The sequence below is a fragment of the Rhodopirellula baltica SH 1 genome, from assembly GCF_000196115.1.
In the GTDB taxonomy this organism is placed as follows: Bacteria; Planctomycetota; Planctomycetia; order Pirellulales; family Pirellulaceae; genus Rhodopirellula; species Rhodopirellula baltica.
The window spans coordinates 1,587,930-1,606,171 of sequence record NC_005027.1 but is presented as its reverse complement, the minus strand read 5'-3'; the positions used below and the strand labels follow the sequence as shown (position 1 = coordinate 1,606,171).

Genomic DNA, 18,242 nt, shown 5'->3' with positions numbered 1-18,242 from the left:
TCCTGCTCCGCCGCTGACCAGCTCCAAATTGGTTTGCTAAGAGCGGCACGACGAGGCCAACACTGATGACGATCGGTAACCCGGGCAACTCTTCCAACATGCACAATGCCAACGAATCTGCCGCTAAGCGGCGTGATGATCGTCGCCGCCGCAGCGGATCCTCCCTGTTAGGAGGTCACTCGCGACGCGGGAAAACGCAACGAGCCAAATTGGAACGACGCCTTCAGTCGCAATCGCTCGAAGCTCGCCAATTGCTGGCTGGTCCTGAGTTGGTTGCCATCCAGCCCAACGCTTCGGAGCTGATCGATAACAGCAGCACGATTCGTCCGGTCAACGGTTTGGAACTGCTGAACGTTTCGCCCAATGAGCTGACGTTCCGCTTTGACGATGATTCGTCGATCGACCCGAGCACGCTGGGCACGGCGGAGAACCCGCTAGCGATCAGCGTGACGCGTGCCGGTGAAGACGGTGGGTTCGAAGCGGCGACGGCCGTGACGGACTTCAACACGAACGGGAATGTGTTGCTCGAGTTCCGCGCCTCCGCGGCTGGCGTCAGCGGCAATGGAACGACCGTCACCCTGACCGGTACGTCGCGTCCTCTGACGACCGCTCCTGTGATCATCACGCAGGATCCTGAGAACAAAACACTCAGTCTGAATCTGAACTCCAACCCAAGTCGTCCGGCGACGGTCCGCGATCTGACGCTGGCACTTCAGAACTACAACGCCACCCAGCGCAACCTCAACCGAGACACGGTCGCCGATGGCTTCCAAGTCAGCGGACCATCCTCAACGCCGATCGGACAATCGGTAGCCAGCAGCCCAATCTCGCTGACGTTGTCGGGTGCCAACGCGGCTCAAACGTTCACCGACTTGGGGCTTGGCAACGCGTTCAGCACCAAAATCGTCGCCAATCAATCCGGCGTCGGCGGACAAGGCATCTCGGTCATCGTTCAGTCGCGCGACTTCGGCGGCCCAACGGCACCGTTGGTTTCCGTCAGCGGCAAAACCATCACGGTTCAAGTCAATCGCAACGCGGCCAGCCCAACGACCGTGGCCGAGTTCATCAATGCGATCAACACGACCCCGACCGCAGCCGAGTTGGTCACCGCGACTCAAGAGCGCGGAAGCACCAGCCGATCGATCGGCAGCTTTGCCGGCACATTGCCACTGACCGGTGCGACGGACACTCCCGTCAACGCGGGTTACATCGGTTTGGGCAGCAACCCCAACGAAGTCGTCTTCCGTTTCGCGGAACCACTTCCCGATGACGCCTACCAAATCGAAATCTTCGGTGCTGGCGACCGCGCTCTGCGAAACCTCGCTGGCGAAGCGTTCAACGACGGTGTTGATTTCGCTGTTCCATTCATCCTGAACAAACCACCGCAAGTTCTGGCGGTGGTTCCTGAACCGATCGATGTCGACAACCAAGGCCAACGGACGCCACGGTTGAACATGATCGATGTTTATTTCACCGAAGACGTTAACGTCGCCAACTTGGCCAACCAAACCGAGTTGTTCCAACTGATCTTCACTCGGGACACGGTCACGGGTGCGGACGACGATGTCTTCACTCCAACGAACATTTCGGCGATCGCTGGCAAACCCAATGCGGTTCGCCTGACGTTTGATGACTTCCTGAATGACGGCAACAGTAACTTCAGCTTCTCGGAAGTTCCTGACCTGACTCAGCAAACCAACCCGCCGATGCCAATTGATCAGTTGCCCAAGATTCCGGGCGCGATTCGATTGAAAGTCGGCAACGACAGCGCCTTGCCCATGACTCCGGGCAACGTCTCGGTGGCGGCCGATGCTGGCGACAGCTTTGACACCGCAGCGGTCATCAACAACTTGGCCGGAATTGGCCAAGGACAAACCGCCAGCGTTCGCTTGACCGGCGGCGAGATCGACAATCCGAATCCAAACGATCCGCTCTACACACTCGATTTCCCGGGTGGCACGGATTATCAAGGGGTTCGCAACATTCGCGAAGACGACCCGAGCCGCTTGGAACGCACCGTTCCCTTGGACGTGTGGCGCCGTGGTGCGGACACGTTCGATGGCGTGACGACCGCCTACTACAACTTCCCGACCAGTTGGTTGGGCGACGATCCGAGCAGCAGCGGTTTGGATCTCGACAAGACTTACATCAACCAAATCACCGCGGAACAAAAGCAACGCGTTCGCGAAGTCATGTCGCTGTTCAGCGAATACTTGGGCGTTCAGTTTGTTGAGATCGGCGACACCGCATCGGGTGCTGTCACCAGCATTCCATCAGGCAGTCCGCTGTTGAGCATCACGTTGGGTGAGCTTTACGGCAGCGTTGACGACAACCTAACCGTCAACAGTGCCGTTGGCGGTGTGACGTTGGACACGCGTCCGCTGGACATCAATGGCCAGACTTTCCTCGGCGTCGATCCAAATGCTGCTTCGATCGGTGATCGTCAACTTTTGGTAATGGATGCGCAGGACTTCGACGCCAGCGTCGACGATCAAACCGGCGGCGAGTTCTTCCGCGGTGCGTTCTTGGGCATTGGACAACTGCTCGGTTATGGCTACGCCGATCACCTGCCACAACCTGTCACTCAGTCGACCGGATCGGTTCTCGAAGGTGTGAACCCAGAGTCACCCGACGTGGTCGACTTCTCGTCGCAATTGGGCAACGACAACGAAGCGTTGTTCCCCAGCCCATCGGACATTGTCAACGGACAGTACCTGTTCCGTCCGGAAGCAAACGACATCGACCTGTACCGATTCGAATTGACCGAACCGGGCAAGCTGTCGATCTCGACGGTCGCCCAGCGTTTAAGCCTCTCAAGCACTTTGGACACGGCCCTTCGGCTCTACAAGCAAGTCGGCGCTGATGAATACATCGAAATCGCCGCCAACGATGATTACTTCAGTGACGATTCGCTGATTGAAATCGAAATCCTGGAAGCTGGCGATTACGTCGTCGGTGTCAGTGCTTCTGGCAACAACTCGTACAACCCTGTGATCACCGGCACCGGAATCGGTGGTGTAACCGAGGGGACTTACGAATTGGTCATGTCGTACGAAACGGCTGCTGCCAGCAACCTGCTCGACACACCAGTCAATGGAACCGCCGCTCAACCGCTCGACGGCGATGCGGACGGACAACCCGGTGGCGAATTCAATTTCTGGTTCAACCCAACCAACCCCGACGCCGTCGTTTATGTCGACAGCGTCACGGGCACCAACCTCCCCGATCGCAACTTCACGACGACCGACGTCAACCAGTTTGACTTGTTCGTCACAATGGGAACGCCAACCAAACCAGTCGCCGAGATTGACGACGCAATCCGTTTGGCTGAGTTCCGTTTGAACAATGGTGGCACACCTGTCACTAAAATTCGTGTGATCGGTGGCGGCAGCTACGAAATTGGACGTTCAGCATTCGGGAACGCCCTGAAGGACGGTTCCAGCCTCGATGTTCCACAAGACATCGCGTTGGTCATCGACGGTGGTTCCGAATTCAAAATGTCACGCAGCCGAATTGGCGTTGGCAGCACTTCGGAATCGGTCGATCGCAGCAACTCGTCACTGCAAATTTTGGGTACGCCTTACGACGCAGTCAGCTTTGTCGGATTGAACGGACAAGTCGGCTCATGGGGCGGTATCGATCTGCGTGGGGACATCGACTACGCCGACGACAGCAAGATCAACATGGAAGACAACGCCGTCTTCCTCAACCACATCCAATACGCCGACATCCAGCATGGTGGTGGTCAGGTTTCGGTCGATGGCCAAACGCTGACGATCTCACCAATCGAGCTTGCCGATGTCCGCGCGACGATTCTGAACAACCAGATTCGAAACTCGGCCCAAGCCGCGATTGCAGCCACGCCGAACACATTCGCAGAAACACGATTCGACGAATCGCAATATCAAAACCAGGTTGCTCCTGGAGCGTCGACTCCTTCGTACTTCACCAGCGACGTCACTCGCGTTGGACCTCACATCCGCGGCAACGTGCTGACGAACAACTCGATCAACGGGTTGCAAATTCGTCTGCTGACACCAACCGGCGGCGATCTCCAATCGCTCGAGGTCAACGCTCGGTTCGATGACACCGACATTGTTCACGTGCTGACCGAGAACTTGTTGATTGAGGGCAATCCTGGTGGCGTCAATGCCGCCAACGAAGCCCCGAGCGTTCTGTTGGTTCGCACCGCTGCAACGTCCACTCCAGCGACCGCTGATGGATTGGCCGCGGGCAACTATGTCTACCGCATGACATTCGTTGACCAAAACGGCTTCGAATCGACACCAAGCGACAACACCACCGCGGTCACGGTTGGTGCGAACGGTTCGGTTCAGTTGTCAGGTCTTCCAACCGTTTCGGCATCCAGCGATTTCTCCGGTCGTCGTCTGTATCGAGCGACTGTTGACGCCAACGGAAACCCTGGCGAATTCCGCTTGGTCGCACGTTTGAACACTAGCGATTCGTCGTACCGCGACTCGACGGCCGAAGGCAGCAATCTGCTGAACCCAAGCATCATCGCGGGCACGTTGTTGGCGAGAGCCAGCAGCACGATTCAAACCAGCTCGATCCCGAACCCTGCCGGTGGCGGAACGGGAATGGTCGAGCCAGGTCGATACGTGTATCGGTTCACCTTCGCAACCGCCGACGGAACCGAAGTGGGACCAAGCAGCGAATCGCAAATCATCGAAATGATCGACGAAGGTTCGATCAGCGTTTCCGGAATTCCCGCCGCTCCAGCCGGCAGCGGTTTTGCATCGCGAATCGTTTACCGTGCGGAAGTATCCAGCAATGGAACGGTGGGCGAATATCGTCAAGTCAGCGTTCTCAACGCGACGCAAACATCCTTCACCGATGCTGCATCGATCGGCACCGATCGTTTGGATCTGCTCACCGTCACGGCTCCATTGCAAGCCCGTGCCGGTCGTCTGGACCCAAGTTTGGTGATCGATCCAGGCATGATCGTCAAACTGGATGGTGCACGCATCGACGTGACCTTCGGATCGCACTTGTACGCGGAAGGCACAGCGAAAGAACCGATCATCCTGACCAGCCTGAACGATGCTCGGTATGGAACCGGCGGAGCGTTCAACACCAACAACATCGCTCAAGGAACTAACGACGGGCAAAACGAATTGACGCCCGGCGACTGGTCCGGCGTTTACCTGGCCTTCGGTGCGGACGCATCGTTTGACCATGCCGTTTTGGCCGGTGGCGGTGGAACATCGCGAATCGAAGGTGGCTTTGCCAGCTTCAACGTTTTGGAAGTTCACCAAAGCGGTCTGCGAGTCGCCAATTCGCGATTCGAAAGCAACGCCGATGGACGTGGCTTCTTGAACGACAGCGGCAACAACACCAACAACCCTGAAGACCCACGCGAACAACGGGTCGGTCGCGTCAACAACGCCAGCGGCACGGTCTTCGTCCGTGGTGCTCAACCAGTGGTTGTGAACAACGAATTCGTCGACGGCAGTGGTCCGGCGATGAGCTTCGACGTGAACAGTTTCTCATGGCAAGAAGTCACCGACCCAGGTCGCTCGACCGCGTCGCGTGATTTCGGAACCGGCTCTTCGCTCGAAGACAGCCTAAATCGCTATGAGATTTCAGGAAACAGCGGTCCACTGATCGCGGGCAACGCGATTGATTCGGCAACCGTTTCGGATGACGACGTTGCCGCGGGCATCATCACCGCCGGACTGAACGGTTTGGAAGTTCGCGGTGGCACCGTCGCAACCGAAGTTGTTTGGGACGATACCGACATCGTTCACATCGTTCGCGACATGATCGAAATCCCGAACCAACACATCTACGGTGGGTTGCGTTTGGAAAGCGACGCTCGTGGATCCTTGGTCGTCAAATTCCAAAACCAAGATCTCGATGTCGAAGACGTCTTGCTGCGTCGCCAAGCGGGCATTGTCGCCGGTGGCACACTGTTGACGGCAGAAAACGAGATGCTGGACATCGCCGATCGCATCGGTGGCAGTTTGCAGATCGTTGGCCAACCGGACTTCCCTGTTGTCTTGACCAGTTTGCTTGACGACACCGTTGGTGCTGGCTTCACGCCAGACGGCCGTGCGAACATCGACACTGACAACAACGGCGTTCGAGTCGATGCCGATGGCAACCCGATTTCGATTTTGACCAGTGACACCGGTGGTGGACAAGAAACGCCTGCGTTGTTGCCACTGGGGCAAGAGTACGATCGCACCGATCGAACCGAAGTCGACAATGGCACGACCATCGACAACGACATCGATCCAAACTCGCCTGGTTACTTGAGCACAACTGTCTTGGGTGCTGGTGAACTGCAAAACGTCGTCGTCACTGGAATCGACCAGAACAACGGCGGTGCTTTGCTGGCTCAGCAAAACTACGCGTTCCTGTACACGACTTTCATCGAAGTCACCAACGACTTTGGAACACGCACACGCATTCCATTGATCAATGCGTTTGGACCAAACGACAACCCGAACCCAATTTTGGTTGGCCCAGACCGAGTTCGCAGCAGCGGAGTCTTCACTGCGTTCGGCCGTGAGATTCGTTTCACCGCGGAAACGTTCATCGTCAACAACCGCGCGGTTGCCTACACCAAGCTCGACTTCGAAACCGTCGACGGTGCAAACTTCACTGCCGGTAACATCGGTGCGATTCGAGTCATCAGCTACCTCGATCAAGGTGTCACCGCCGACGATGCTGATGTTCTCTATCAAATCGGAACGCCCGGCCAAGCTGATTTCCGCTTGATGACGTTGAACGAAACCGCTCGCGTTGGGTTCACTCACGGTGGTGTCTACGAAAACGATTCGATCAACCAATTCAACGCTTCGTACAGCGGCTGGGTGACCGATGACGCAGGCGATTTGCTCAACCGTTTGAACACCGTTCAGAACGGACTGAACTTCGACATCGCCGCCAACATCAACGGCGACATCCCAGGTGCCTTCGGACCGGTTGCCGGATCCGCCAACTTCGATGGCGTCTCCAGCGGCACGACGGCAATCAGCCAAAACGGCCAACCCGCCGACATCGAAACCGCTCACGTTTGGCAACTCAGCGGTGGCACCGATGCTGCTCGCCTGACGTCGTTCGTCGAGTGGATTCCATTCGACCCGGCCAACCCAGCCAGTATCACGTTGCCACAAAGCATCGATGGTGCGGGATCGTGGGACGGCATCACGATTCGCGAAGCAGCGTCTGATGCGAACGTATCGATCACCAGCGAAAATGAACCAGGCAACGTTGGCAACAGCGATACCAACGCGACTCCTGCGACATCGCAGTACCTCGGCGAACTTGCCCCATCGATCGCAGCCGGCGACGAATCACGTCGCATCGGATTGATCGTCGAAGGTGAAATCAGCAGCCGTGGTGACGAAGACGTTTACGCCTTTGTCGCAGAGGCTGGCACGCAAGTTTGGTTGGACATCGACCGAACGAATTCCAATCTTGACACGGTCATTGAACTGATCGATGCCAACGGCAACACGCTGATCCTGTCGGACGACTCGCTCGAAGAAGCCCGCCAAATTGAAGAACTACTCTCCGTCGATCCGACCGATCCTAACGCAGCCGCACGTCGTGCCGCTCTGCGTGCTGAAGTCGCTCGTCGCAGTGGTGGTGGCCTAAACGGCTACGACATCGATCAAGTTCTGGGACTCGGAACGACGTTGGTGGATGCCACCGCCGACGACTCGTTGTTCCAAGACAACTATTCGACCAACGCTCGCGATGCCGGCATGCGAATCATCCTGCCGGGCACGACGGGACAACGTTTGCTGTATCACATTCGTGTTCGCAGCGGACTGACCGACACCGCGGAATCGGTCACACTGCCTGATGGTGGCGGATTCTTGACCAGTGGCGATTCGCTGGGCAAAGGCCGTACGACTGGTAGCTACCAGCTGCAAATCCGCTTGGGCGAAGACGACGTGTTCGCGGGAACCCAGGTTCGCTACAGCGACGTTCGTTTCGCGACCAATGGTGTCCAAGTCATCGGTGGTCCGATGCACAGCCCGCTGGCCGGCGATGATTTCGAAACGGAATCACCTAACAACACGTTTGCCGACGCACAACGTTTGGGTCTTTACGACGGACAGTACACCTCCGACGGAACGATCACGACCTTGGCCGATGGCAGCATCGTTCTGAACCGTGATTCCGGTGGCGTCGATCGAGTCGACATCGACCTCGAAAACGCTGCGGGTCCATTGTCCAGCGACAGCCTGTCGAAGAACATCTCGGGATCGTTGACTGACGGCGGCGACGTCGACTGGTACGAATTCGAAATCGACTACAAGCAACTGACGCGGGATGACGCGGCGTTGTACTTGGCAACCGTGTTCGACCTCGACTACTCCGATGGTCTGGCTCGTGCCGATACCGCACTCTATGTCTTCAACGCTTTGGGTGAGTTGGTACTCATCGGTGGTGACAGCAATGTTGCCGACGATCAGTCGTCCGCTGGTGCAGGTTTCGACCCATCGGATCTATCACGCGGATCGTTCGGAACCGCTGACCCATACATCGGCTCGGCTGAACTGCCCGAAGGCACCTACTACGTCGCGATTTCGAACCAATCACGTCAACCTGCTGTGTTGGATCAATTCACCAACCGTGACACCGCCAACCCGTTGTTGCGATTGGAACCTGTCGATTCGATCCGACGCATCGCGGAGGAAAACTTCTCGAACTCGAGCTTCTTCTACCCAGGAACGGCAACGACTCCAGTCCAACCGGTCTTGTTCGATGACAACTCGATCCTCGACTACTCGCTCGACGACGTCGTCTTGTACGTCAACACAGGGACGACTCTGTTCGTGGTCAACCCATTCACGGGCGAAAACTACGGCACGATCGGTAACTTCGGCGACGAAATTCGCGACATTGCATTCACTGCCAACGGCGAACTGTTTGCCTACACCGGGTACGACGACCGTCCCGCCGGCGACACCACGTGGACCTACAACCGAATTGACACCGCCACCGGTCAGCTCAGTGCACCGCTCAGTGTTGGTGCAGGGATTGAAACGTTCCATGATCTGAACGTCGAAGCCCCACCGGCGCAGCAAATTCTGGATCAGGCCAGCGACGACGGAATCGAAGTCGAAGGCATCACCATCCGAGCACGGTTCGGTACCGAGACTGGTTTCTTCATCGGCAATCGTCCAACTGCACAACAAGGCCTGACCTACACCCAGAACATCCTGTATGCCTTCAACGAGGAAACAGGCGAAGCGACCGGTCCGGTATTCGATCTCACATTGGCCGGTTCCGGTGCAGGTACCGACCGCCGCGAAATCGGTGCGATCGACACGTCGATTCCAATCGGTAACCAAGACACCCAATTGGGCATCGCCAACGCGACGGCCAACAACGCCAACGGATTGCCCGTGGCTCGTTTGTTCGACGGTGACACGTTCAGCTTGACCAACGGTACCGAAACCGAAACGTTCGAACTGAACCAGGGCTTCACCATTTTGGCTGCATCGCCAGCCGATGCCCTGACCGGAGCAACATTGCCGAACGCCGCGATTCCAATCGCGACGGACACGACGTTGGATCCTGCCAGCATCCTGAACAACACTCTGTTGACGGTCGAAACACCCGGCAACGCACCCGTGACGTTCCAGATCACCGACTCCACCGCCGCGATTCCACCGGGTAACATCCGAGTCCAACTGGATCGGACATCCGACGCGGTTGTCTTCATCGACAACTTGGCGTCAGTGATTCGCCAACAAGGCATTCCGGTTTCGGCCAAGGGAACTCAACTGGCACTGCCAACCGCAACCAACGTTCAGTTGACCGGTCCTGGTGCGACGCCTGCTGACGGAATTGCATTGGTCGGAAACAACAACGTTACCGCCGGCAACATTGCCGTCACCCTGTTGCCGACCGACACCGCCGAAACGATTGCTTTCCGCATCTCGCAAGCGGTTCAAGCGGCCAACACGGGCGGTGCTTTGCCGACCGTCACCGCAACGCCTCAAGGCAACTCACTGGCCATCACCGGTGCAATTGCCAACGTCAGCAGCGTGACCGGAGCCATTCGTGCTGGTGGGTCGCCAAACGGCGGAACGATCACCGGTGTCGAGCTTGTCGGCAACTCTCTGTATGGCGTCAGCGACAATGGTGGTCTGTACTTCGTACCGAGTGCTCAGCTCAATGGAACGGGCAGCCGCTTTGTTGGAAACTATGTCTCCACCGCGACCGACCTGATCGGATTGAACTTCACCGGTCTGCGTGCCGGACCAAACAGCGTCGAAGACGGTGCGTACAGCGACATCTTGTTCGGGACGACCAGCAACGGCCGCATCTATGCGTTCAATACGCTGGGCGAACTTCAACCAATCTTTGCTGGCGGACGCAACTTCATCGAAACCGGCATCTTTGGTGCCTTGGGTCTGGACTTCAGCACCCTCGATTACAACCTCTGGCACGTTGCCGGTGCTCGTGCCGATGACGCCGGACACGGTTACAACCAAACGTTCAGCGACACTCGCGTCGGCTATACCGGCGGCAACTCGTTGCAGTTCAACTACACCGCGGGTGCCTTCAACGGCAACTACAACTTCGGTGAAGCTCCGGTTCAGAACCTGAACACCGTCAACGAAAACGTTCGTCAGGACGGCCAGAGCGTCCAAAGCACTTACAACCTTCCTGGTGGTGCCAAGGGTATCGTTCAATCCAACGCGTTCAGCTTGGAAGGGTACGCGTCGGCCGACTTGCCAACGATGTACTTCAACTACTTCCTGGAAACGGACGGAGTTGACGACGACACGCAAACCGACAACGACGACGACTTGTTCGCTGAAGACCGTGACACCCTGCGTGTTTACGTCATCGATCAGTTCGGTGTCGAGCACTTGGTCGCGACCAACAACGAATCGCGTGGCAACTTCAGCTTCGACGATGAGTTCGATGACCCGGCTCAAACTGGCATCTACGACGACGACATTGACGTTGACGTTCAACAGTTGTTCGACAACACCGGCAATTGGCGTCAAGCTCGCGTGCCGCTGAACGAGTTCGCCGGTCAAAGCAACCTCGCCTTGCGAATTGAATTTGCAACCGCAGGTACCACCGCAACAAACACGGCAGAAATCCGAACCGTTGCCGCCAGCGGGTTGACCGATGGCGAAACATTCACAATCGGCGGACAACTGTTCTCGATCGATCTGTCGCCAACCATTGCGTTCCCATCGGGAGCACAACTGTCGCAACTATTCAACAGCGGACCGACCGCCGAAGCCACGTTCACCGTCGACGGCCAAGAGTATATCTTGACCGACGGTACCCGTGCCGTTTCGGCCGGCCAAATTGAAATCGATGTGACCAACGGTCAACCGACCGCACTGGCTACATTGACTGCTGCCGAGATCGCCGCGGCCGTCAGCACGACGTTCGACACAAGCGTCAACGTTCAACGTTTGGTTCCATCAGGTGCCGAACTTGCTGTCTTCTATCAGAACAATCCTGATGAATTCCGAACCGTCTTCCTCAACGGGACTGAATTCCTGTTGGACGATGGTTTCCGTGACACCGCTGATGCCACCGCACAAATCGCGGGAACCGCTTTGGTACCGATCGACATTTTGGCGGTCTACCAAACTTTCGACGACGCCGATCCAGATGTCGATCAAGTTGTCGACCTGTCACAAGAAGACGTGGCTCGGGTTCTGTCCGCTGTCATCGGCGAAACCGACGGTACGGTCGACTACGATCAACTTGTCCCAACCGGCAACCAACTCTCCGCACTGTACAGCGACGCATCGGAAACCTTCGTTGTTGAAATCGATGGCGTCGAATACGTCCTCAACGATGGAACGCGATCGATTCAAACCGGTCAAGTTTCCGTCGCGATTGCTGACTTCGCTCGATCGGACATCGGTGCGGAACTGCAAGCCGTCGTCGAGCAGAACACCGGCGTTCAATCGCCTCAGTTCACCACCGTCGACAACTTCGACTTCAGTGACGCATCTGATCCAGTCGATCCATTTGGAAACCCAAACCCAGCCGGCGCTGTTGGTCGCAATGACCTGCTCTTCCAAGCGACACCACTTCCATATGTTGATGGCAACACCCAAGTCTCCGGTCGCGGAACGCTTGGTACCGTCACAACAACCGGTGTAACCAACCTCGGCGACGTGGACTTGTCCAGCGTCGAAGTGGCTGCTGGAACGACGATCACCGTCAGCACTCTTGCCGACAACCCTGGCATTGATCTGAACGTTCGGTTCTTCGATTCGACCGGCGTCGAACTACGAAGCCCCACCGGTGGTTTGCTCGCGGTCGAAAATGCAGCTAACGGAACCGTTTCCGTCACGGCACCATCGGATGGCGTGATCTACATCGGCATCAGCGGACCTGAAAACGGCGATTACGATCCTCGCGTTTCGGGAACGACCAACGCAGCTCAAGTCGGTGGCTACGACGTCACCGTTTCGATCAACCCACAACTGGACGTTCGAGCGAACTCCTCCGTGGTTGAGTTCAACGGCGTCGGTTCGGTTTCCGTCTCGACCGGAAGTGGACTGCGTGTTGGTTCGCAAAACGCATTGCCGGGCATTCCGATTCGAATCAGCCAATCTGCCACTTCGCAAGAAGTCGCTGCGGCACTTCGCCAAGCTTTGGCAAACCGATTCACCGATGGCAACGAGACGTTGATTCCATTGGTCGGTTCCGCCGTTCGCCTGCCAAACCTCACGATCAACGATTCCGGACCGTTTGCATCCACCGCACAACGGTACGGGGATCGCTTCGGAGCCAACGGCCGTGGTGCTGCCGCCGACAACGAATCCAACGGAGCGTTCATCGACGACATCATCATCGGGTTCGCCGAACGCGGCGAAATGGTCAGTGCGGCCAACCCGATCGGTGCCAACGAAGACTTCGTCTTGGATCAGTCGGTCAACTTGACCACTCCGGCCCAACCGACTCAGCCGACCGTTTCGGGTTCCTATCAACTGGAGATTCGCGACGCATCGGAATACGTCAGCAGCGGCGAAGTTCCTGCCTTCACACCGCAAGTCCAACGCAACGCCAACGGCACCGCGGTGCAAGTCGCAGTTGCTCCAGATGGATCACAAGTCCAAGCCAATGCGAACGGCCAGTTCTTGGACGGCAACGGTGCGGCACTGGACCTGACCGGATTCACCGGTCCGTTTGGCATCAACATCGACGATGGATCACTGGTTGCACTGGACACCTCCGGCGAACCGATCCAAATTCGCGGGGTCGCCTTCGACGCTCGCTTCCGCACCTTCGATACCAACGAACGGCTCAGCAGCGGCATCACACTGACCGCCCTGCCCGCCTCGGAAATCCAGGACGGAGCAACGTTCACGCTGGCCGACGCCAACACGCGATTGACATTCGAATTCGATATCTTAAATGACTTCGGTGCCAGCGATGGATTTGTCAACGACGACAATCGAGTCGTTGTGCGATTGCCTCGCACCGCATCGGCTGCTGAAGTTGCCAACGAAATCATTCGCTTGATCAACTCCAACCAAGTCCAAGCTGTGATCGATGGCAGTGCGGCTCGTTCCAACGGAACCGTGCCACCGGCCAGTGCCAGCTCACCAAATGCTTTGGTCAACGCTGACACACGCATTAACCTGTATGGCGACCTCAGCCTGCGACCTGACACAGCCGGACGCCCAACGTTCGCGAACATCGAAATCGCTGACTTGCGTGGTGACACCAACCGTGTCGACGAATCACAAGGCGTGATCATGATCGAGAACAACCGGTTCTTGTTCAGCTCCAACGCTGGTGTCGACATCAACCGTGACGCATCCGCTCGAGTCACCTCGGACGATTTGCGTGACGCGACGCCTTCGATCCTCACCTACGCTCGCAACCTGATCGAACTCAACACCGAGAACTTGATCCCAGGCGTGGTCGTTCAAAACAACGTCATCGCCTTCAACGCGGACGCTGGAATTCGCATCACCGGTTTGGACGGCAACGGATCGGCGACACAAGATCCAGTCGGATTCGATCGCATCGTCAACAACACGTTGGTCGGTGGACCGATCGAAAGCGGTGCGGAACTCGGACCTCAAGTCTTCGAATCGATCTTGTTCGACCAAGGCGGCATCTCGTTCGCTGACGCAGTTGTTCAAGACACGTTGTCGCTCGGTCCGGACGTCAGCTCCGAATTCACCGATTCCGAAGCCGCTTTGGGATCGCCTGATTGCCACGGAATCGGTCCAGAACCGACCTCGGGACAATTCACGTTCTCGTTGGGATCGGGCGGACAAGCGACGTTCCTGTTCCAAGACAACCTGTTGGTCGGTGACGGAACCTCCGCCCCTGACTTGGTCATCTTCGAATCGGGAACGCCCGAACGCGTCGCGGTTGAAATCAGCCGTGATGGCGTGACGTTCTTCTCGGTCGGCCAGATCTTCGGCTCGGACAACACGATCGACCTCGACTCGTTCGGCTTCGGCCCGAATGATCAATTCGGCTTCGTTCGTTTGACCGATTTGTCCAGTTCGGGCACGTTCGACTTCGGTGCCGCTGGTGCCGACATCGACGGCATCGGTGCGATCTCCACGATCGCTCGGGAGATCTACACTCCTGGCAGCCAAGGCATCGTCGTCCAGCAGAACTCTGCTCCGACGATCTTGAACAACATCGTTGCCAACTTCCAAACCGGTATCGCGGTTGCATCGCCTCAGAACAATGTTCCTGGCGACGTCGACGTCTCGGGTGACTTGACGGTCATCGGTGGCAACACGTTCTTCCGCAACGCCAACAACGCGACCGCTGGCAGCACTGGATTGTTCGCTCAGTTCATCAGCCCGTTCCAACAAATCTTTGTTGATCCGGTCAATCTGGTCTTCACCCCACAAGCCGGCACGGCAACGATCGACAGCGGCATCAGCTCGCTGGAAGATCGCTCGTCACTCGAAACCGTTCGCGGTGCGATTGGCTTGCCACCAAGCCCGATCATTGCTCCTGTCTATGACCTCAACGGTCAGCTTCGTACGGACGATCCAAACGTTGCCTCGCCAAACGGCCTGGGCTTCAACGTGTTCGTCGATCGCGGAGCGGAAGAACGCGGCGACAACGACGGACCGCGCTTCGTCGTCACATCGCCACGCGGAGACGACCTGTTCAACTTAGCCGGTCAAGCCTTCAGCGTTGGAACGATCCACGATGCATTTGAAATTCAACTCATCGACGGAATCGCTCCTGCCGACGCCGCCCCTGGAGTCGGCATCGATGACTCGACCGTTCGTTCCGAACTGGTTCGCGTCAGTCGATTCTTCTCCGACAGTGACGAAGTCGAGTTGTTGTCCGAGGGTGTTGACTATCGATTCAGCTACGAGCCCGGCGACAACAAAATCCGCCTGACTCCGATCGGTGGTGTGTGGCCAAACAATGCCACCTACACCGTCGAATTGCTCGGCAGCACACAATCCGGTGACACAGTTGGTGTTCTGAAAGCCCAACAGGGCCGTCTGTACGCCGATGGTGCCACCACGCAAGTCGGCGACAAGATCTTCGAAGCCGACACCGGCATCGGACTGTCGATCCTGCCGAGCGAGTTGACTCGGGTCAATCCGATCACCAATCTGATCGAGTCCAACATTGACGGACAGCTCGTGACGATCTTTGACGGTGTCAACGAAGTCACGTTCGAATTCGACACCGAAGCGATAGCCAACGTCGCCGATGGAAACGTGCCGGTTCGCTTGCCTGCCGCCGCTACCGCGGAACAGATCAGCGATATCTTCGCTCGTGCCATCAACGGGACCGAATTGCAACTCGTTGCGATTCACATGCAAGTCGCTGACGACGCGGCGATCGAAACCGGTCGTCTGCAGTTGCTCGGCACCACCGAAGCCAGCGAAAACAGCTACGTTTCGTTCGAAGCCGACAGCTTCCTGCGTCATACCAACCAAGTGTTGGACGTCACGCTGCTGATCACCACGACGAATGGCGTCAACGACTTCGACGGTCAACAAGTTTCGATCTTTGACGGACAACAAGAACTCACGTTCGAATTCGATTCCAACGGTGTTGCCGCGGCAAACGCCGACGTCGTCGTCGCAATCCGAACGGATTCAACCGCCCGTCAAATCACGGCTGAACTGCTCGCCGCGATCAGCACCGCGGGACTGAACGTCGAAACGTCCGGAGCCACCGGCAACTTCCGAATCTCGGGAACCAATGGGCCGATCTCCGTCACCTCGCTGACCGACTCGATCATTGTCGAAGGCAACAGCGAAATCGGCACCTCATTCGGCTTTGGCCTTATCGTGCCAACCGAAGAAGGCCAGGTTTCGCCTCAGCTGTCCGACGGTCAAACGTTCACGATTTCGCGTGGCACGGCACAAGCGGTCACCTTCGAACTCGACTTCGACGGATTCCTCAACAACACCGTGGATGCCGACGGGAATCCTGTCGTTGCGGTTTCGATCCCTGGTGGCGGATTCGGTGGATCGACACCGGATCAAGTTGCCAACGCCTTGGTGGCTGCCATCTCGGCCAACTTCGTGGGTCTGTCCCCTGTCAACATCGGCGGCGGACGAGTGACCCTCGGTGGCGACGATCAATACAGCTTGAACCTGGCCAACACATCGTTGTCGCAATCCGGTTTCGCCGGTCAACCCGCTTCGATTCCTGTGATCGTGCCTTTGGACGACGTCCGAAGTGCAGTCGTCACCGGACTGGAACAATCCAGTGCGACCAAGTTGGCGGCGATCCAGCCAATCATCGATATCCTGTCGATGTCGCAAACCGGCGTCAAACGAATCGCTGCTCTCTACGGCGAAGCCATCTCGGACGCATTTGCGAGCGAGATCGCAGCTGGCACCATCGTGGTTCAACAACCTGACTCACGCATCCTGATCGAAGGAGCCTCCTTGGTTCGCGGTCAGTCTGTGATCAGCGATCGAATCACCGATGAAGTCGGCAACCAATTGCTCGCCGGCGAAGCCATCATCTTCGTGGGCAACCCGCTCGACTTTGGTGACGCGGCTGATCCTCGCACGCCTGTCACTGTCAATGAGAATGGTCCTCGCCACGTCATCACGGAAGGATTCCAACTGGGTGATCGAATCACCGCCGATGCCGGTGGCGTCGACAATGGCAGCGGAACTGCTGACTCCAACGCCGATGGCGATGACGGAGTCGCAATTTTGGGTGCGATGCGACCTGGCTTCTCGACTCAGTTCGTCATCGATGTTCAATCGCCAACAGTGGGTGGGGTCACACCTGCCTTCTACTTGGACGCTTGGTTCGATTGGAACGGCGACGGAACGTTTGATGAAACCGAAGTCGAACGCTTCGGCAGCATTGGCTCCGGTGTCGCTCGCGTCATCGGAACCGGTGGAACGACCGTCAACATCAACGTGCCATCGACGGCTGTGACGGGTCCGATCCAAACTCGTTTCCGTTTGTCCAACGAATCGGGCCTCGGATCGGGTGGTTTGGCTCAATCGGGTGAGGTCGAGGACTACACGTTCACGATCAACAACAACCCGTACCAAAACCCATCGTTGATCCATGACGTCAACAACAGCGGAGCGATCACACCGCTTGATGCTCTGTTGATCATCAACGCAATCAACGCAGCCGACGGAGATATCAACCTGGCAAACATTCCTGCGGGAATCACGTTGCCTCAGTACCCCGATGTCAACGGCAGCGGAACCGTATCCGCATTGGATGCTTTGAACGTCATCAACCGATTGAACGAATTGACCAGTCCTGGCCAAGACCCAACCGGTGCGGGCGAACCTCTGTTCGCTTCGTCAACAAGCTCTTCGGTCTACTCGGCGGTCTCTGATGGAGTCCTCGCGTCCAGTGCTACGATCGCTTTCGACCCGACTTCCACCAGCGACGTCGATTCCCACAGCGACGATGACTCCCGGTCGTCCGCACCTGCTGGTGAACCATTGGTCGAATCGGCAGCCAAAACGGTTGGGGATGCATCCAGCGTCTTCGATTCGGCCGCTGTGATCAGCCTCGACGATGTCGTGGAAACCCTGGCAAGTGATCGGGATCAGGCGGATCAATCCGAGCAATCGGAAATTTCCGCATTGGACTCAATCTTCGCGTCGATGAACTAATCGTCGCGAAGAAAACCACCGGTCAGAAATCAATTTTCGCGAGCGTGACGTAAAGTTCCATTGGACGGTTCCACCGTATTCAATCGAACCTTGCGTCACGCTTGTTTCGTTTCTGCATTGAATTTGGGAACCAATTGCACGTTCGTCGGCTCC

Annotated in this window: 1 protein-coding gene; it reads left to right on the top strand. The window is 57.2% G+C overall.

Annotated elements, in window-relative coordinates; genetic code table 11:
- Positions 1–65: 65 nt before the first annotated feature.
- A complete protein-coding gene (locus RB_RS06105; RefSeq protein ID WP_011119184.1) occupies positions 66–18,089 on the top strand; it encodes a GEVED domain-containing protein in 18,024 nt (6,007 codons plus the stop codon).
- The last annotated feature ends 153 nt before the right edge of the window (positions 18,090–18,242 follow it).

Coding starts and splice junctions, on each gene's coding strand:
- RB_RS06105 (WP_011119184.1), top strand. CDS start 66: ATGACGATCGGTAACCCGGGCAACTCTTCCAACATGCACAATGCCAAC.